We start from the raw sequence: 20,374 nt of genomic DNA on the forward strand, positions 1-20,374 counted from the left end.
CGGGGGAATGAAGATGCTAAGCAGGGATGAGAACAGTCTGAGTCTTCCCTCTAGATCAGCTGTGAAGTCAGCGGCAGTGATGACCATGATCTGCGGCGCAGCAGTGATTCTGCCGCTGCTGATCGGCTTCGCCAGTGCGAAGCTCAGCTCATCGAACAGTCTGCAGGGCGTGATACTGGCAGGAATCCTCTTCCCGGCCTTCCTGCTGGCGCTGCTGAATACACGGCTGCTGATTCCTTACACGCTGCTGATCTGGGCGGTTGCTCCGGAGCTGCGGCGGATTGCAGACTGGTATGAAGGAGTGTATCACTCCGTATCACTGCTGAGTCTGGCGCCCCTGCTCACCGGAGCTACCTTAGCCATTCCGGTGCTGAAGGAGATTCACAAGATCCGCAAATCCTCTACCCGGATCCTTCTGCTGTTCTCCATTGCGCTGGCCTACGGCGCGATGATTGGCCTCGCGAAGAACGGCATTGGCTCGGTATACGATCTGGCGAATTATATCGTACCGCTGCTGCTGATTCCGTTCTTCGCGGTAACCCCGTACAAACCGAAGGATATCGACCGGCTGCTGTATGCTTTTGCCAATATCGCCGTGCTGGTTGCAGCGTATGGAATTGTACAGTATCTGACGGTTCCTCCGTGGGACGCCTTCTGGATGCGGAACGCGGATATGATGTCCATCGGAACACCGTATCCCCTGGAGATCCGGGTGTTCTCCACTCTGAATTCTCCGGGCCCGGCGGCAACCTTCCTGGTCTTCGCGCTGGTCCCGATGATTCTGGAGAAAAGATGGCAGGGAACACTGCGCTGGATTGGTGTTCTGCTCGTAGTAGTCTGCCTGCTGACTACGCTGGTGCGTTCCGCATGGCTGGTCCTGCTGGTAATGCTGCTGGTGTACATTGCCTCCTCTCCCTCCAAGGGCAAATGGAAAACTCTGCTGCAGCTTGTATTCGTGGCAGCCGCGCTGTTCACGATAGTTCCCAAGCTGCCGGGGGCAGAGGGGCTGGTCGCCCGGATGGAGACCCTCACCTCGGTGCAGGAGGATCATTCCTACAATGAACGTCTCAGCTTGTGGACGAACATGCTGCCGATGGTGGCAGGCAATCCGGTCGGTCAGGGTATCGGCAGCGTAGGACAGGGGACGAAGATCGGCAACGGCGGGGAGCTTGGTGAATACGGCAACATGGATAACGGTGTGATCGCACTGCTGCTTACCTTCGGAGTACTCGGCGCATTGTTCTTTTTCGGAGCCCTGGGGGCCGTCATTAAAGAGATTGCCGTCAGAGTAACCAGCAAGGATCACCTTCAGCCTTACGCCCGCCTGTCGCTGGCGGCATGGATGGGGGCTGTGGTAAGTCTGGTATCGGATAACGGATTTCCGGGTCTCAAGGGTTATCTGATCTGGATGCTGATCGGACTCGGACTCAGTGCCAAAGAGATTACTCAGAGCAGAAAGAAGGGTATACCACATGCAGCAGTTGAACGCGAAATCACTTCCCGCTAATACAGTCTGGTCCTCCCTCAGGCGCTTCACGAAGAGTAAGGACAACAGCTCGGCGGCCGTAAAAACAATGTTCGTCAGCGTATTGATTCTGCTGGTCAATATGCTGACCGGTGTGCTGACCGCCCGGTATCTCGGTCCGACAGGGCGGGGGGAACAGACCGCTATGGTGAACTGGTCACAATTCCTGGCGTTCAGCATGAGCTTCGGCATCCCCTCGGCACTGATCTACAACGCCAAGAAGAACCCGGATGAAGCCGGAGTACTGTACAGGGTGGCGCTGCTGATTGGACTTGTGTTCGGGACGATGGCCATGATCATCGGGATTATTGTTCTCCCGTATTGGCTGAAGTCCTTCAGCCATGATGTTGTGGTCTTCGCCCAGTGGTCGATGATCCTGTGTCCGCTGATTGTGGTCTCGCAGGTCAACAATGCGGCGTTCCAGTTCAGAGGGGATTACAAAACCTTCAACTGGCTGCGTTATCTGATTCCTCTGCTGACGCTGGCCGCGATTGGGATACTCATCCTGACCGGACACATGAATCCTTATACAACAGCGCTGGCCTATCTGGTCCCGTCGGTTCCGCTGTTCATCGGAATGACGGTCTCGCTGCTCCGCACCTACAAAGTAAAGCTGCGGGATGCCTATCTTAACTTCAAAAGATTGTTTACTTACGGTATGGGCTCCTACGGTAATGATCTGCTTGGACAGTTCTCGTATTACATAGACCAGATCATTATTGCCGGGCTGCTCCGGCCGGCCGATCTGGGGCTCTATGCGGTTGCTGTAAGCTTGTCGCGAATGGTCAACTTCTTCTCTAATTCGATTACGGTGGTCCTGTTCCCCAAAGCCTCCGAGATGTCAAAGGACGAAGCAGTAGCCCTTACCTTCAAGGCTTTCCGGATCAGCACCACCTGTACACTGCTTGGCGCACTGTTCCTGATGCTGGTTGCCCCGTTTGTTATCCCGCTGCTCTACGGCAAGGATTTCAACACGGCGCTTACCGTGTTCCGCCTGCTGCTGCTGGAAGTGACCATCAGCGGAGGGACGCTGATTCTGGCCCAGGTGTTCATGGCGCTGGGCAAGCCGAAGTTCGTATCCATCCTTCAGGGAGTCGGCCTGATCCTCGTGATTCCGCTGCTCTTCCTGCTGGTGCCGAAATTCGGATTGTTCGGAGCGGGAGTGGCTATGCTCTCATCGGCAGTGCTGCGGTTCCTGTTCATTATTCTTAATATCAGATACAACCTGAAGGTTAAGCTTCCGCGGCTGCTTATTAACGCCCAGGACCTTCAGTGGCTGAAGACGACGATGAATTCGTATATTCGCAAAAAACCTATGGATGTGTAAGCGGAAAGTGAGCAGAGGCACGATGCGAACTGCCTTTCTGCTTAAATGAAAAAGGACAGTGTTTGGAGGAAAGTAGAGAAAATTTGGAGCTGGAAGAAGCGTCAGCGTTCGCCTTTGTCTTCCGATTTCAACCGCAGTCAGCGGTTAATCAAGGAAATCGGAAGACAACAGCGATCGGAAGCCCAAATTTTCTCGGATTGACGATAGACACTGGACTGAAAAAGGAGGATACCTTCATGGATTCAATGACAAGCGTGCTTGGCGGCCGGGGGAGTTACCCGATATCGGCGGTCATCATCGCTCAGGATGACGAAGTTCGAATCTCCGCGGCTATTCAGTCCTGCCAGTTGTTCGCCGACGAGGTGGTTGTAATCGACGGGGGCAGCAAAGACGGGACAGTCCAACTGTCCGAGAGCCTGGGATGCCGGGTGTATGTTAACCCATGGCCCGGATACGCGAAGCAAAGGGAATTCGGAGTGGAACGCGCCGTCCATGATTGGGTCTTCCTGATTGATACCGACGAAGTGGTCAGTGAAGAGCTGGCGCGGGATATTCTGGAGCGCAAGCCGGGACTTACGGATGCCACCGTAGCGTTCTCGCTATACCGGATTGGTGATTTTCTCGGCAAATGGCTGGATAAGGGTGAGTACCTGGTGCGGCTGTATAACCGCAAGGAGTATGGCATCCGTAACAGCCTGGTGCATGAGATGCCCGAGGTATCCGAGGAACGGACGGTGAAGCTGAACGGAACGCTGTGGCATCAAGGCTTCCGCAGCATCAACGATCATGTAGCCCGGTTCAACAAATACACGGATCTGGAAGCGCAAAGCGCCTTTGCCAGCGGCAAGCCGTTCAAACTGAGCCACTTGCTGCTGCGTCCGCCGGCACGTTTCCTGCAGAAGTATTTCGTGCACGGCTTATTCAAAAAAGGGATTTCAGGCTTCGCGGTATCGATATTCTGGGTGATGTATGAATTCATGGTCGGCTTCAAGCATTACGAATTACACAGCTCCGGTAAGCTGACCCGGCATAACACCCAGGGCCAGGCCGACAAGGAGAACAAAGGGGAGAGAAGCTATGTCGTACAATGACGGATTGAACATTATGACGACCGGCCTCAGCTGGCCCTCGTTACAGCCCGGAGGACTGAACACCTATTTCAAATCCGTATGTGAGCAGCTCTCCACACGGAACCTGGTGCATGCCCTGATCTGTAGTCAGGAGACACCGGCTACCCCAAAGGAACTGATCATCCATAACGCCGGCGATCCCAAGGAGACGATCTGGAAACGCAAGGATGCCTTCCAGCGCAAGGCGGCGGACCTGATGGGAGACGGCAGCGGGCGGATTGATATCCTCTATACCCACTTCGCACCTTACGGCATCGGACCGGCGATTGAAGCGAAGAAGCGGGGCATTCCGGTGGTGATGACCTTCCACGGCCCCTGGAATGAAGAGATGAAGATCGAAGGTCAAGGCATCAAGCACAAGGTGAAAACAACGATTGCCAAATCGATTGAACATAAGGCTTACAAGCTGGCGGACAAATTCATTGTCCTAAGCGATTACTTCCGGGGTATGCTGCATGATCTGCATGGGGTGCCGCTGCACAAGATCATCGTCATTCCGGGGGCGGCCAATGTGGAACGGTTCGTGCCTTCCACCAACCGGCTGGCGGTCCGGCGGACACTGAATCTGCCGGAAGGCGCAACGACCGTGCTGACGGTCCGGCGGCTGATGAACCGGATGGGGCTGCTGCAGCTGCTCGAAGCCTGGAAGCAGGTCGCCGAGCGGTTCCCGAACGCGATTCTGCTGATCGGGGGCAAAGGCCCGCTGCGCGGGGAGCTCGAAGAGAAAATAGCCGATTACGGACTGGGCAACAAAGTCCGGCTCCTGGGCTATATTCCCGATCATGAGCTGGCCTCCTATTATCAGGCGGCGGATATGTTCGTCGTTCCTTCGCAGGCGCTGGAAGGCTTCGGCCTGATCACCGTTGAGGCGCTGGCCTCAGGACTTCCGGTGATGGCGACGCCGGTCGGCGGCAACAAGGAGATTCTGCAGGGCTTCCGGCCGGAGCTGCTGTTCAAGAGTGCAGGCAGCGATGATATGGCAGAAGGCATGATTCATATGCTGAGCAACCGCAAGCTGCTGCCGGGCCGTGACGAATGCCGGAATCATGTGCTGGAGAAATATACCTGGCAGCATGTGGGCGATCAAGTGGAGTCCGTATTCCTCGAAACTTTGGGAAAGGGTGTGAGCGTAGGATGATCAAAGTCGCTTATATTGATCACACCGCCAAATGGAGCGGCGGAGAGGTTGCCTTGTTCAACATTCTCACCAACATCGGTGAACAGATTCAACCGCTGGTGATTCTGGCGGAAGAAGGCACTTTGGCCGAACGCCTGCGGGAAAAGGGCATCGATGTCCGCATTATCCCGCTGGATGAGAGCATCCGCAGCCGCGGACGCAACGCTGTGAACCTCGGTGCTCCGGCTGCTGCAATGAAGCTGTTGGCCTACGGCCGTAAGCTTGCTCCGCTGCTCAAAGAGGAGAAGGTCGATTGCGTGCATACCAATTCACTGAAATCGGCATTTTACGGAGCGGTGGCTGCCAAAAAAGCCGGGGTGCCCCTGATCTGGCATATCCGGGACCATATCGGAGCCCCGTACCTGAAGCCGGTTGTCGCCAAGGCGATCCGGCTGCTGTCACGCCTGCTGCCGAACGGCGTCATCGCCAATTCCCATTCCACACTGAATGCCCTGGAGCTGCCGCGGTCAAAGAAGACGCTGGTCGTTTACTCCGCTTTTGCCAAAGCGATTGGTGAAGGAATCGGCAAGCGGGACCAGAAGGACTTCAACGTCCTGCTGGTGGGACGCCTGGCTCACTGGAAAGGCCAGCATATTGTACTGGAAGCCGCCAAGGCCTTCAAGAATGACAGCCGGGTGAAGTTCTGGCTTGCCGGAGACGCGCTGTTCGGAGAAGAGGAATACAAACAGGAATTAATTCAGCAGATGCAGCAAGGCAACATTACCAATGTCAGCCTGCTGGGTCATGTAGATGATATACAAGGACTTATGAACAAAGCCGATTTACTGATTCACACGTCGATCACCCCCGAGCCGTTTGGCCAGGTCATCGTCGAAGGTATGGCGGCTGGACTGCCGGTGATTGCCTCCAATGAAGGCGGACCGGTTGAGATTGTAGTTCCTGGCGTAACAGGAATGCTGATCCAGCCGGGAGATGCTACTGTACTTGCAGACTCCATCACCTGGATGCTGAACCATCCCGAAGAGCGTAGACGGATGGCGGATAATGGAATGAAACGGGTGAAAGAGCATTTTGTCATCGAGAATACGGTCAAGGATATCGTAGCGTACTACAAAGGTCTGCTGGCGGTTACCTGACCTCGCGCTTGGACAATGCTTAAGACTTGCTTCACGATCCGTTTCTACCATGCGTTCACTGCATGATGATGCTGCTCCATAAAACTTTGAGGATGATTCACATGAAAATTGCGATAGCGCACGATTACTTAATCCAAATGGGCGGAGCGGAAAGAGTGGTGGAGGTTTTTCATCACATGTATCCGGATGCTCCGATTTTCACAACGGTTTTTAACGGAAGCCGCCTGACCGATAACCTCAAAGATGCGGATATCCGGGCCTCCTGGCTGCAGAAAATCCCCGGCGTGAAGCGGAATTTCAAAGGGGTGCTGCCGCTCTATCCGATGGCTGTCCGCGATTTGGACTTCAGCGGATATGATATCGTCCTTAGCTCCAGCAGTGCTTTTATGAAAAGCATCCAGGTGCCCGAGTCTACGTTTCATCTGTGTTACTGCCATACCCCCATGCGGTTCGCCTGGGATTATGACACTTACATGGAGCGGCAATCCAATTCAGGATTATTCAAAAGACTGCTTAAGGTATATATGCAGCGGCTGAAGAGCTGGGATCAGCGTACCTCCAAGAATGTAAACCAGTTCGTAGCCAACTCCTCCGTCGTGAAGACGCGGATTCAGAATTATTATCACCGGGATTCCGATGTCATCTTCCCGCCGATTAATACAGCCCGCTTCACCAGCTCCCCTACCATTGGAGATTATTATCTGATCGTATCCCGGCTGGTTTCCTACAAGCGGATCGATCTGGCGGTAGAGGCATTCAACCGTAACGGCGTGAAGCTGTACATCGTGGGAGACGGGCCGGACCGCAAGCGTCTGGAAGGCATGGCCAAGGATAATATCTCTTTCCTGGGGCGGCTGGAGGATGAAGAAGTGACAGGACTGATGTCGCAGTGCCGGGCTTTTGTTTTTCCCGGAGAAGAGGATTTCGGCATTACGCCCCTGGAGGCGAATGCTGCAGGAAGACCGGTCATCGCCTATCAGGCCGGAGGAGCGCTGGACACGATTATTCCTTACGTCAACGGCGTGTTCTTCCAGCACCAGGAAGTTGATGATCTGCTCCAGGCCATTGATGAAGCAGAATCCTATGCGTGGGATATCGAGCAGATTATGGGCCATGCACGTAAATTTGATGAGCAGGCGTTTATGGTCCAGTTCAAGCAGTATGTGGAACAGGCCTACGTCAATTTCCTAAAAGGAGGATGATTGTATGAAACTCGCAGTAATCGGTACCGGCTATGTAGGTCTTGTCTCGGGCGTATGCTTCACCCTTAACGGAAATCATGTCATCTGTGTCGATAAGGATGAGGAAAAAATCAAGAAGCTGAACCGGATGGAATCCCCCATCTATGAGCCGGGCATTGAGGCGCTGATCGAAATGAATCTCCGCGAGGGCAGGCTGAGCTTCTCGGCCGATCTTAAGGATTCGGTCCGCCGCTCCGACATCGTCATCCTTGCCGTAGGGACCCCCTCACTGCCGGGCGGTGAAGCAGATCTAAGATATATTGAAGGGGCCGCCATTGAAATTGCGCAGGCGATGGAAGGCTACAAGATCATCATGACCAAGTCGACCGTACCCGTAGGCACCAATGAGAAAATCCGCAATTTGATCGCTTCGCATACGAATCATCCCTTCGATATTGTCTCCGCCCCTGAGTTCCTCCGTGAAGGCTCCGCGATCCGCGACACGCTGCATCCCGACCGGATCGTGATCGGACTTGATAATCCTGAGCTTGAGCCTACGATGCGCCAGCTGCATCAGGGCTTCACGGACAATGTATTCGTCACGGATATCCGCAGCGCCGAGATGATCAAATATGCATCAAATGCGTTCCTGGCCACTAAGATATCGTTCATTAACGAGATCGCCAATATATGCGAAAAAGTGGGAGCTGATGTAACCGAGGTAGCCGAGGGCATGGGAATGGACCGGAGAATCGGGTCTACCTTCCTGCAGGCCGGCATCGGTTATGGAGGCTCCTGTTTCCCGAAAGACACCAATGCGCTGATCCAGATTGCCGGCAACGTGGACTACGAGTTCAAGCTATTGAAATCGGTGGTCGAGGTCAATAAAGGACAGCGGTTCATGATTATCTCCAAGCTGCATGAATCGCTTGGCAGCCTGCGCGGCGCAGTTATCGGCATCTGGGGCCTTGCCTTCAAGCCGAACACCGATGATGTCCGCGAGGCGCCTGCCCGCGAAATCGTTGAAGCGCTGGTAGCTGAAGGTGCTACCGTCAAGCTGTATGATCCGATTGCCGCCGATAACTTCCGGCGAGAGTACGATCACCCGCAGCTCCGCTGGTGCGGACTGGCGGAAGAGGCTGCCGAAGGCAGCGACGCAGTATGCCTCCTGACCGACTGGAGCCAGTTCAAGGATATCGACCTGCATCAGCTCGCTGGGAGCATGCGCCGCCAGGTATTAATTGACGGCCGCAACGTCTATACCAAAGAGCAGATCGAAGGAACCGGCCTGGAGTATCATTCCGTCGGACGCCCGCAGATGGGCGGCCTTAGCGGCTTCTCCGCCAGCGTTGCTGGCGCGATCTAATCGTCTAGCGGATATCCCGCAGCCTCCCCAGAAGTGGCTGCTTAGGGAAATTAGAGGGAAAAATCCCTTTGATTTCACTGGATGCGGGCTAAACGAGGAAATGAGGAGCATTAATGCACTTGATTCCACCGGATGCGGGCCAAACGAGGAAATGAGGAGCACAAGTGCACTTGATCCTTGCCCTACCCGCCGCGTGAGTGAGCGGCAAGCCCTTGGAACAAGAGTCTTGTGTCTTGGTCTTGTGAGAGTCTTGTGAGAATCTTGTGTTGCCCCCGCTGCTACGGCGAGCGGGAGTCCCTTGGAACAAGAGGCACTTAAGCATCTTTAAATCTTTCCTGCCGCGCAAGCATAGCGGCAGCCACGGTTCAATTGCCGCAACAACAAGCGGCAATAGCTGGATCTTTAGCCGGGAGCTTCGCCTGCGGGCGAAGCGAATAGCCCCAGCTGTTATGTAATGGAACGGAGAGGAATTTTGGAACTGTAGGAGCGTTAGCGTCCGCCTGAAAGCTTTCCGTAGGAAAGCTAGCTTCGGAAGCATATGCTGTCTCTGGATTTCTACCGCGAAGAGCGGTCTAATCAGGAAATCCGGAGGCAACAGCGGCCGAAAGTCCAAACATTCCTTGCAGTGACTCTCATAACAGCCAGCGCATTAAGCTTTTCCGCAATCTGCAGCTCCCAATAACAATCCGATATTTTCGCGACATCACATAAACTTAGGAGGGTTCACTTATGAAACTAGTACTTCTATCAGGCGGTTCTGGTAAACGGCTCTGGCCCTTGTCCAATGATTCACGTTCGAAGCAATTTCTGAAAGTACTGGAAAGCCCGGCAGGTGAACCGGAATCCATGGTACAGCGGGTATGGAGACAGCTGCAGGAGACAGGGATGGCGGAATCGTCCTACCTGGCTACCGGCCGCAGCCAGGTAGAGATGATTCAGAGCCAGCTGGGCAGCGGGGTGCCGATTATCGTTGAGCCGGAGCGGCGCGATACCTTCCCTGCTATTGCATTGACTGCAGCATACCTGTATTCGATCGCCGGTGTTTCACCAAGCGAGACGGTAGCCATCCTGCCCGTCGACCCTTATGTGGAGTCGTCCTTCTTCGATACCGTTCTGCAGCTGGAGAGCACGATGCTGGAGAGCGGCGCCAATCTGGCGCTGATGGGCGTAGTTCCGGAGCATGCTTCCGAGAAATACGGCTATATCATTCCTACCAGCGCCGAAGCGGGAGCGAGCGGGTATCTGCAGGTCAGCCACTTCCAGGAGAAGCCGGACCGCAAGCAGGCTGAGGAGCTAATCAGTCGGAACGCCCTCTGGAACTGCGGCGTGTTTGCTTTCCGTCTTGGGTATCTGCTGGATATTCTGCAGCGCAAAGGACTGCCACTGAACTATGAGGAACTGCAGAAGCAGTATAAACTGCTGGCTTCCATCAGTTTTGATTATGAGGTGGTAGAAAAAGAAGAGAATATCGTGGTTCAGCCTTACGCCGGATTCTGGAAGGACCTGGGCACCTGGAATACGCTGACCGAAGAAATGACCAGCAATCATGTTGGCAAAGGTTTCGTCACTGCAGATTCCGAAGGCACCTGCCTTATCAACGAACTGGACATTCCGATCACCGTGATCGGGGCGAAGGATCTGATTATCGCCGCCAGCCCGGACGGAATTCTGGTTACGCACAAGGCGGAGAGCCCGCGCATTAAGGAAGTGCTGAAATCTTTTGAACAAAGACCGATGTACGAAGAACGCCGCTGGGGCCACTACAAGGTAATTGATTATGTGAAATATGCGGAAGGTAATGAGGTGCTGACGAAGCGGATCTTTATCTCTGAAGGTAAAAATATCAGCTATCAGCTGCATCACAAACGCAGTGAAATCTGGACCATTGTCAGCGGTGAAGCCAGCATTGTGCTCAATGAGAAAATGCATAATGTAAAGGCGGGGGATGTCGTACGGATTCCGGAAGGCACCAAGCATGCGATCCTGGCATTGACAGATATGGAATTTATCGAAGTGCAGACCGGCTCTGAGCTGGTGGAGGAAGATAACATCCGAATCACCTTGGATTGGGAAGATATCGCCTTGCAGCAATTTATTTCGTAGGTCTAATCTATCTATATAACCAATTGTTACAAATCCAAAACAGGTATTAAGAACCAATTATTAAGAAAAATTCATTTTTGCTCTAAATTAAAACTAAATAGAGACGATACTTACGGTAAGAGGGATTAATCCTTCCAATACGACAAAGGCAAACCTAATCGAAAGATAGGGACGCAAAGCTATAGGGCCTTCGCAAGAGTGGCAGCCTGGCTACCGAAAGGAAGATGGATTTTGATAACTTACCGTAAGTCTCGTTTGCTGTGCACTGTGCTGTCTCTGGCCCTTTTATTGACTGCAGTACCTCTGGGACTCGGCGGAATGCCTTCATCTGCAGAAGCTGCATCTAGTTCCAAAGCGCCCGTTAATCCGGAGGCTTCAACCGAAGCAGTCAGATTGCTGGACGATCTGTATTCTATCACTGGAAAAGGCATTATTACCGGCCAACATGACTATCTGGAAAGTCCGGACGAATTCAGCAACAAGCTGAAGGGAACCAGCGGACAATATGCTGCTCTTCACGGGTATGAACTGGGCGTAATTAGCGGGCAATCGGAAAGTACAGCAGCGGCGCAGCGCAGAAATGTTGTGAACAGCGCGATCAACTGGTATAAGGGCGGCGGCATTGTAGCCATGACTTTTCATGAGAATCTGCCCGGTACCGCATACCTCTGGTCCAATGTTCAGAAACCGCTGAGCCAGGCGGAATTCAATAAATATATTACTCCAGGTACAACACAGTACACTGCATTGATTGCAGATCTGGACAAAGTGGCAGTTTCACTTAAAAGCCTGCGGGATGCTGGTGTTCCCGTACTCTGGAGACCTTACCACGAAATGAACGGTAACTGGTTCTGGTGGGGGAAGAAAAATAACTTTGCTTCGCTTTGGAATATTATGTATGACCGTTTCGTGAACGTTCATAAATTAAACAACCTGCTGTGGGTATGGAACCCCAATGCACCCAATGCCTGGTCTGATCCTTATGCGCTGACCTATCCGGGGGCTGACAAGGTGGATGTACTCGCGGCAGATATATATGAGAACGATTATATGAATAAATACCATGACGGCCTGCTTGCCCTTGCGAATGGCAAACCGATTGCCATTGGCGAGAATGGACAAATGCCAAGCACGGCAAAGCTGCAGCTCTCCCAGAAAAATTGGGTATATATGATGAGCTGGGGAAAAATGCTGTATGAAACCAATACCGATGCTACCATCAAAAGCTTCATGAGCGACAGCTATACGGTGACCCGGGACGATTATAAAGCAGGCACATTTGCTCCGTCAACGCCGGTACCAACAGCAACGCCAACGCTGGTACCAACAGCAACGCCAACGCCGGTACCAACAGCAACGCCAACGCCGGTACCAACAGCAACGCCAACGCCGGTACCAACAGCAACGCCAACGCCGGTACCAACAGCAACGCCAACGCCGGTACCGACAGCAACACCAATGCCGGTACCGACTGCAATGCCGATCCCGACGCCCCCTGCTTCCAATGATACTGTGACGGCCCCCGTCGTTCAGAATGGTCTTCAGGGGGAATACTACAAGAACATGACGCTTTCGGGCACTCCGGTTCTGGTCCGGAAGGATGCGCTGCTGAACTTTAACTGGCGCCAGACAGCGCCGGATGCGAAGCTCGGAGTGGATAGCTTTTCTATCCGCTGGACGGGTCAGATCAAACCGACTTTCAGTGAAACCTATCAGATTATCACTACATCCGATGACGGTATCCGCGTCTATATTGACGGCACAGCTGTAATCAACAGCTGGACCAAACAGAGCGGTACCGAGCGTACAGGAAGCATAAACCTGCAAGCAGGCCAGCTCTATGATATCAAAGTGGAGTATTACGAGAATGCAGGCGATGCCAATATCCGTCTGATGTGGCAGAGTCCAAGCCAGGCGAAGGCAACTGTACCTACAAGCGCGTTATTTGTGAACACGGCTGCTTCTTCAGCCAGCAAAGCAGGCTTGGATGCTCCGGCAGTGACTGCAACACCAGTACCAACAGCAACGCCATTACCAGTATCAACACCAACACCGGTGCCAACAGCGGCACCGACGCCAACAGCGGCACCGACGCCAACAGCGGCACCGACGCCAACAGCAACACCGGTGCCAACAGCGGCACCGACGCCAACAGCGGCGCCAACACCAACAGCGACACCAACGCCGACAGAAGGTTCAACGCCGGAGAATCTTACGGCGGAGGCTCCGGCGGTGAACGGGCTGGTTGCGGAATATTTCAATAATATGACGTTGTCTGGTGCCCCGGCAGTGGTACGTACCGATGCAGTGCTTGACTTCAACTGGCGTCAAGGCACGCCGGATGCCGCAATCGGCATAGATTTCTTCTCTGTACGCTGGAGCGGTAAGCTCAAGCCGCTATACACTGAGACTTATCAGATTTATACCACTTCAGATGACGGCATCCGCGTACGGATCAATGGTGAGCTTGTGATCGACAGCTGGATGAAGCAGAGCGGGACCGAACGCACAGGAAGCATAAGCCTGACAGCCGGTCAGCTATATGATATACAAGTGGAGTACTACGAGAATCAAGGAGATGCCAGAGCACGCCTGATGTGGGAGAGTCCGAGCCAAGTTAAGGCAACGGTTCCCGCGAGCGCACTGTTTCTCCCTTCCGCTTCCTAGGATCATACCCCCGCAGCTGTATTCATTATTGGCGCTGATACTGGTTAAGACGTTACAATTCTAAATCCTATAAAGTCCAATCTTAATGGCCCTGCTATTAGCAGGGCTACTAAGCTATAGACCATCCGGTTAATTCATTGCAGCCTCTTAACAGAGAACTGCATACCTGCCTGCCTAAGGCGGCAGTGAAACCCGGGGAAAGGAGATTATATTGAACACTTACCGTAAGTACAGGCTATATACAACAATTATTCCTATTATCCTTATCCTTTCACTTCTGCCATGGGGGGAGGCGCGCAGTCTTCCCGTAGCACGCCCCGTAAACACTCCTGCCGTTTCCATCAAACCCGTTAATCCCTCCGCTTCCAAGGAAGCTGCTGCACTGCTCAGCTATCTGTCCGATCTCAGCGGCAAGGGCATGATCTCCGGCCAGCATGATTACCTGGAGAGCCCCGATGAATTCAATAATAAGCTTAAGAACGCAAGCGGACAGTACGCCGTTCTGCACGGCTACGAGCTGGGAGCCATCAACAACCAGTCCAAGGAGACCATTGCCAGGCAGCGTCAGGCTGTCGTAGACAGTGCCATTAAGTGGCACAAAGGCGGAGGCATTGTAGCGATGACCTTCCATCAGAATCTGCCGGGAACCTCTCCCGAATGGGCTAATGTAAAAATGAATCTGAGCCAGGACAAATTTGACGCATACGTTACTCCGGGAACTCCTCAGTACAAAGCTCTGATCGCCGAGCTGGATGAGGTAGCCGGGTACTTGGGAGAACTGCGGGATGCCGGAGTTCCGGTTTTATGGCGTCCATATCATGAAATGAACGGCAACTGGTTCTGGTGGGGGCACAAGGATAACTTTGCCCGGCTGTGGGATATAGTGTACGACCGTATGGTGAACACACATAAGCTGAATAACCTGCTCTGGGTATGGAACCCGAATGCACCGAACGAGTGGGCGAAGCCTTACAGCGATTATTATCCGGGTGCCTCCAAGGTGGATGTACTGGCAGCCGATATTTATAACAATGACTTCAAGCAGTCCTATTACGAGAACCTTCTGATGCTGGCTGACGGCAAACCCATCGGTATCGGGGAGAGCGGAGAGCTTCCAGACCCTGTCATATTGTCTCAAACCCAGAGTAAATGGGTATATACGATGACATGGGGGAAAATGCTGCTTGAGAATAATAATCTCCAGAAAATTCAAAGCTTTATGAGCAATAAGTACACCGTATCACGGGATGATTACAAGCTGGCACTGAATGCTCAAATCAACACACTTGCTGCGGTATCGCGCAACGGTCTCAAGGGGCAATACTTCGGCAATACGGAGCTGTCCGGCAAACCGATGCTTACCCGGAATGATAACAGGATTGACTTCAACTGGCATGGGGATTCGCCGGCGCCGGGAATCGGCAAGGACTCTTTTTCCGTACGCTGGACCGGTAAGATCAAGCCAGTCTACAGTGAAAAGTATACTTTCACAGCCTCTTCTGATGACGGCATCCGTGTGTGGATCGGCGGCAAGCTGATCATTGACAGCTGGAAGAAGCAAAGCGGTGTCAGCCGGGAGGGAAGTATAACTCTTACAGCCGCAACTGCCTACGATATTAAAGTGGAGTATTATGAGAATCACGGTGACGCAAGCGTTCGTCTGATGTGGCAAAGCCCGCGCCAGAAGCAGGCGTTGATTTCCCAGAATGCGCTGACTCTTCCTTAAGGAATGAAGCTGGTCATGATGAATGAAGCTCTACGGAACCCAGTACATTACAGCCACCCCGGAAGAAAGCGAGGACAAAGGAATGAGGACTAGACTCAAGACAAAGAGAAACAAACCCATTCATCTACTACTAAAATTTGCAGCATTGATCATCTTGTTTCTGTTGTCCGTTTCTGTCTTCGGAGAGGATGGGACAAATAGCGGCGAGGTGGAAGTTGACATGTCGGAATTATCTGCGGCCAAGGATGCGGGTCCCGCAGTTCCGGAGGGGACTGTGCTATGGAAGCTTGGCCAGCATGACGGTTCATCCGCAGAGTTTGCATCAGCCGGATCAAACGGGGCCAAGGGGGTATTCAGCGTTGCTTCAACCGCAGTCAAGGCGGCGGAGCTTCAGAGTATCCCGTCCGGGCTGCACGGCGCTACCAATCCTGAACTGCGGATTACCTACAAGCTGGATAAGATCCCGGTTAACGGGGTCTTATTTCGTGTCAGCATCCTTGATGCCTACAAATCCGTACCGCAGATGAGCGTATTCTCCAACCGGCAGCTGTCAGGGATTATTCAGATTGCCGGTGTGGACGGTACGGACAGTAAATACGATTTCCGCAAAACCTATGAGCTGTACATTCCCAAAGAACAGCTCATCAGCGGAACCAACGAGCTGACGCTGCGGGCAGCGCGCGGGATCTATTCCTCGGCTGCGGAGGATAAGTATAATTGGTGGACATGGGATAACCTTAGTCTGGAAGCACTGAAGACTCCGGTCAAGGAGCCGATTCACGGGAGCTATACGCTGACCGGAACCATGGTCAACAACAAACAGTTCTATTTTGACAAAGGTGCAGTTACGCATTTGCCTTATATTATGAAATGGCTGGGTTTAGCCTACAGCGGCAACATTATGCGGACCAGCTGTGCCAGCGATGTGGGCAGATCCTGTGAGAATATGGGGGAGTACTACGAGGTCCTGAAGGATTATAATATGCAGGCTGTTGCCCTCTATCTGTACACGGGTGATATCAAGCTCAAGGAAGACGGTTCACTGCCGGATGATGCGGAGAAGAAGCTGACCGATTATTTCAAGCAGTACGGCCAGTATTTCCAGTATTATGAGGTGGATAATGAGCCCGGACTGTTCAACCGTTCCAAAGCAGTCAATCTGGCGATAGCCGACTGGCTGAATAAGAAAGGCAAGACGATCGCACCGCATCTGCAGACGGTGGCCCCGGGCTGGGCATACTGGCCGGGTTACAGCGAAGATTCCTGCGGTAATCAGAAGGGGATGCTTAAGCAGTGCGGAGATCCGGACGGCTGGGAACGGGACCCGGAGCAGCGGAACGAGTTGGAGGAAGTAACGGATTTGACCAATGGGCATTCCTATGGTGAATCGTATATTTTCAGCAATGGAGGCAGCTTTACAGAGAACCTGAAGACCTTTGGGGGAGCTGTAGACGGCCTCAGCAAAAAAATGCTCACCACCGAATTCGGCACCTCGGATACTCATGTGGATGCCTATCAATACGGCGCGTCCGAGCGGACAGCGGCAGTGTTTGACCGGATTATGCGGGGGCATATCGGATATGCCGATATGTTTGTGCAGCATGCCGCTTTCTTCAAGAACTTCAGTCTGTTCAAGTACGGCTTTAACCTGGAGGAGCATGATCCGGGAGCTACAGAGATTTATTATACCAAAGAAGGTGAAGACTCACGCGTAAGTATTATGCGCCGGCTGGATCTGGCTTATGCCACACACGGGGCGCCGCTGAGCTATCAGATTACGAACAAAGATGATTTGGCAGACAAAATGGTGTATGTACGGGCGGTAGACACTTCCACCCTTGAGCCTCTGGCAGGCAGCGGAGCCACATCCAACAAGCTGCTTGTGAACTTTGTCAACTTTGAAGAAACCGAGCAGACCATTAAAGTAAAGGTGACCATGCCGGAGAAGACCGTATATGAGGGTGAACGCTTTGGCCGCGGAGATACTTATGAAGAGGCACGCAGCTATATGTCGGGCAGGAATGCCACACCTATACTGGAATTCACCGAAACGCTGGCTCCGGGTGAGGCGGTGCAGTATATTCTGCAGCCCTCTTCCGAAGTAGCGGATATTGCGCCGCAAGGCTTCAAGGCCACGGCAGTTAAAGGGCTGTCGATGCATCTGAGCTGGCTGGAGGCTCCCGGGGCAAGCTATGAAGTGCTCCGGGCCGACGGCCCGGGCAGTGAACTGAAAATGATTGCGGCAGGTGTGCGGAACACAGAGTATACTGACAGCAAACTGCAGGAGGGCACATTGTATACTTATGCGGTAAGAGTGTCGGGCTCTGGTGTCATGTCGGAGAAGACACAGATTTCAGCAACCGGACTCGTCCCGCTGGACCGGACCGGCTGGAAGGTTACGTCTAATGTGAACACGGCAGCGTCGAAGCCGGAGAGTGCCATTGATGGAGACAGGCGTACACGCTGGGATACCGGCAAACATCAGGCATCAGGTGAATACTTCCAGATTGATTTAGGTGCAGTACATGCAATAGAAGCCATAGAGCTGATTTATACTTTATCATCGTATGATTATCCCCGGGGATATACCGTCCAGGTATCCGATGATGCCAAAAGCTGGAATCAGGTAGCATCCGGCAAAGGAAAGCTGGAATTGACCAGGATTGCCTTTTCCCAGGTCCAAACCCGTTATATCCGCATACAGCAGACCGGTTCCGGAGGCAACTATTGGTCGATTCAGGAGCTGCAGGTGTATTCAAGAGAATAAAGGACGGCATAATAAGCTCCGTGGATTTAACAAGCCACCGGGGTTTTTTGCTGCGAAGTATGAATGGGAAAGGGGTGAACCGGATCGATGACTCATCTTGCAGATCAAATTATTCTGCTGCTGGCGGTCTTGCTGCTGGTAGGCGTGCTGTCCACCAAATTCTCCACCCGTTTTGGTATGCCCGCACTGGTTCTGTTTATCGCTGCCGGTATGGTGCTCAGCCATTTCATTTATTTCAACAATGCTTCATTAACACAGATCGCCGGGATTTTTGCGCTTGTGGTTATTCTGTTTGAAGGCGGAATGCAGACGAGTATGAAGGATATCCGTCCGGTCATGAAGCCGGCGCTGTCGCTGGCTACGGCAGGTGTGCTTTTGACAACGGGAGTTGTCGGTGTTTTTGCCAGATTTATATTAGGCGTGCCGTGGGCGGAGAGCTTCCTATTCGGGGCGATTGTCGGCTCGACGGATGCGGCTGCGGTGTTCTCAGTACTGGGCGGCAAAAACATTGATAAACGCCTGACCTCTACACTCGAAGCAGAATCCGGCAGCAACGATCCGATGGCGGTATTTCTCACCGTCTCCCTGATCGAATGGATACAGCATCCTGATACTGCAATCTGGAGTCTGGTGCTCTCCTTCTTCTGGGAGATGGGGATCGGTCTCCTGCTGGGGATTCTTATCGGTAAGCTGGCTACATATCTGATCAACCGGATTAATCTGGACTCTACCGGGTTGTATCCGGTGATGGCTATCGGCTTTGCGGTTCTGACCTACGGGGTTTCGGCGATGGTCCACAGCAGCGGCCTGCTTGCCGTCTATGTTATGGGGCTGGTGCTGGGGAACTCCGAGCTGATGTATCACCGTACGATTATGAATTTCAATCACGGCTTTGCCTGGATGATGCAGATTGCCATGTTCATCCTGCTCGGTCTGCTGGTCTTTCCCCAGGAGCTGGCGGATATTGCCTGGCAGGGCATACTGCTGTCCGTTATTCTAATGGTAGTAGCAAGACCTGCGGGCGTATTCATCAGTCTGCTGTTTGCCAAGTTCTCCTTCCGCGAAAAGACACTGATCTCCTGGGCCGGACTCAGGGGTGCCGTCCCCATTGTGCTTGCGACCTACCCGCTGCTCGCGGGGCTTCCGCAGGGCCGGCTGTTCTTCAATGTAGTATTCTTTGTTGTCCTGACCTCTGCGGTCATTCAGGGAACGACCATTTCACCACTGGCCTCACGGCTGAAACTGGTCGGCCGGGAGGATGCGGGCCAGCCGTCACTGATGGAACTCGTCGCCCTTGGCAAGACGGATTCCGAGTTCAATCATATCGGAATAGACCGGCATATGCCGATTGCCGGGATGCAGATAGCGCAGATCGGCCTGCCGGATGATATCCTGTTCACGGCAATTATCCGCAACAAGAGCATTGTGACGCCCCATGGCAGCACGGTTATTGAACCGGGAGACACGGTGTACGTGCTCAGCCCCAAGAGCAAACGGGACGAGATGCGGGCGATCTTCCGGAGCGGGAAGGGGAAGGCAGCGGAGACAGATATCACATTGGTTTAGGATAAATGTGAGCTTCTCTGCCGGACGGGGTGACTTGTGTCAATATAGGTTTTTTAACAGCATTGTGACGGAAATAATAGGATGTTCTGAAAGGGGAGTGCTAGAATTTGCAGTAACCTTATATTAGTAAAACGAGTTGCAATACGGCGTATTCTGTGTTAAATTGTATATAGATTTAGAATGAGTCTAAATACAATAACAAATAAATACACATCCCAGGAGGTTATTAGAATGAGTACACAAGTCAAAAGCCAAACTGAATTGCATGCTGCCCTGAACCGTCAGACAGCGAACTGGACTCTGCTTGGAGTGAAGCTGCATCATTACCACTGGTATGTCAGCGGAGCACAATTCTTCACGCTGCATGAGAAATTTGAAGAGTTGTACAATGAAGCTGCCGGTTATGTGGATGAGCTGGCTGAACGCTTGCTCGCCATTGGCGGACAACCGGCTTCAACCATGGCCCAATACCTGGCCCTCTCCGGACTGAAAGAAGCTGCCGGCGGAGAAAGCGCGAAGGATATGGTTGCTCAGCTGATTAAGGACTTCACTGTTGTAGCCGAAGAGCTGAAGCAGGCGATCTCTGCTGCCGAAGAGCTTAGCGACCAGCCTACTGCTGACCTGCTGATCGGTATTAGAACAAGCGTAGAGAAAACGTCCTGGATGTTGAACGCTTACCTGGCTTAAATCACATCAAGAGTATATAAGAAGAGCGCCCGTGGTATCCCCACGGGCGCTCTTT

Annotated in this window: 13 protein-coding genes and 1 riboswitch; all 13 genes read left to right on the forward strand. The window is 52.9% G+C overall.

Annotated features, from left to right (window positions below; all coding sequences use genetic code 11):
* Positions 1–7 precede the first annotated feature (7 nt).
* The 13 genes from R50912_RS04935 to R50912_RS04995 all read left to right on the forward strand — a co-directional run bounded on the left by R50912_RS04935 (position 8) and on the right by R50912_RS04995 (position 20,319).
* Complete coding sequence (locus R50912_RS04935) at positions 8–1,507, forward strand: O-antigen ligase family protein (protein WP_042232869.1); 1,500 nt, start codon at positions 8–10, stop codon at positions 1,505–1,507.
* On the forward strand, positions 1,473–2,852 hold the full coding sequence (locus tag R50912_RS04940) for an oligosaccharide flippase family protein (RefSeq protein WP_042232871.1): 1,380 nt from the start codon (positions 1,473–1,475) through the stop codon (positions 2,850–2,852). Before R50912_RS04935 ends, R50912_RS04940 begins: the two co-directional genes overlap by 35 nt.
* 236 nt (positions 2,853–3,088) lie before the next feature.
* A complete protein-coding gene (locus R50912_RS04945) occupies positions 3,089–3,943 on the forward strand; it encodes a glycosyltransferase family 2 protein (RefSeq protein WP_042232872.1) in 855 nt (284 codons plus the stop codon).
* Entirely contained in the window at positions 3,930–5,120 is a 1,191-nt protein-coding gene (locus R50912_RS04950; RefSeq protein WP_042232874.1) for a glycosyltransferase family 4 protein, read from the forward strand. The genes R50912_RS04945 and R50912_RS04950 overlap by 14 nt, the downstream gene beginning before the upstream one ends.
* Positions 5,117–6,256, forward strand: coding sequence for a glycosyltransferase family 4 protein (locus R50912_RS04955; protein WP_042232878.1), 1,140 nt, complete (start codon positions 5,117–5,119; stop codon positions 6,254–6,256). The genes R50912_RS04950 and R50912_RS04955 overlap by 4 nt, the downstream gene beginning before the upstream one ends.
* 101 nt (positions 6,257–6,357) lie before the next feature.
* A complete protein-coding gene (locus R50912_RS04960) occupies positions 6,358–7,458 on the forward strand; it encodes a glycosyltransferase (RefSeq protein ID WP_042232879.1) in 1,101 nt (366 codons plus the stop codon).
* Between the two features lie 4 nt (positions 7,459–7,462).
* Positions 7,463–8,803 carry a UDP-glucose dehydrogenase family protein gene (locus tag R50912_RS04965; RefSeq protein ID WP_042232881.1) on the forward strand — a complete coding sequence of 447 codons (1,341 nt, stop codon included), beginning with the start codon at positions 7,463–7,465 and terminating at the stop codon, positions 8,801–8,803.
* Positions 8,804–9,532: 729 nt separating this feature from the next.
* The gene (locus R50912_RS04970) at positions 9,533–10,906 is read left to right on the forward strand and encodes a sugar phosphate nucleotidyltransferase (RefSeq protein WP_039302273.1); all 1,374 of its coding nucleotides are present in this window, start codon (positions 9,533–9,535) and stop codon (positions 10,904–10,906) included.
* Positions 10,907–11,043: 137 nt separating this feature from the next.
* Positions 11,044–11,124: riboswitch (cyclic di-GMP riboswitch) on the forward strand.
* A 13-nt stretch (positions 11,125–11,137) separates the two neighbouring features.
* Positions 11,138–13,573 (forward strand): PA14 domain-containing protein, encoded by a 2,436-nt coding sequence (locus tag R50912_RS33810; RefSeq protein WP_231637774.1) that lies wholly within the window; start codon positions 11,138–11,140, stop codon positions 13,571–13,573.
* A gap of 211 nt (positions 13,574–13,784) precedes the next feature.
* Positions 13,785–15,299 (forward strand): glycosyl hydrolase, encoded by a 1,515-nt coding sequence (locus R50912_RS04980; protein ID WP_042232883.1) that lies wholly within the window; start codon positions 13,785–13,787, stop codon positions 15,297–15,299.
* 220 nt (positions 15,300–15,519) lie between these two features.
* A complete protein-coding gene (locus R50912_RS04985; RefSeq protein WP_042232885.1) occupies positions 15,520–18,066 on the forward strand; it encodes a discoidin domain-containing protein in 2,547 nt (848 codons plus the stop codon).
* 87 nt (positions 18,067–18,153) lie between these two features.
* Positions 18,154–19,632, forward strand: coding sequence for a potassium/proton antiporter (locus tag R50912_RS04990; protein ID WP_042232886.1), 1,479 nt, complete (start codon positions 18,154–18,156; stop codon positions 19,630–19,632).
* Positions 19,633–19,863: 231 nt separating this feature from the next.
* Positions 19,864–20,319, forward strand: a complete 456-nt coding sequence (locus R50912_RS04995; protein WP_042232888.1) for a Dps family protein — start codon at positions 19,864–19,866, stop codon at positions 20,317–20,319.
* The last annotated feature ends 55 nt before the right edge of the window (positions 20,320–20,374 follow it).

Source organism: Paenibacillus sp. FSL R5-0912 (assembly GCF_000758605.1).
Classification (GTDB): domain Bacteria; phylum Bacillota; class Bacilli; order Paenibacillales; family Paenibacillaceae; genus Paenibacillus_AQ.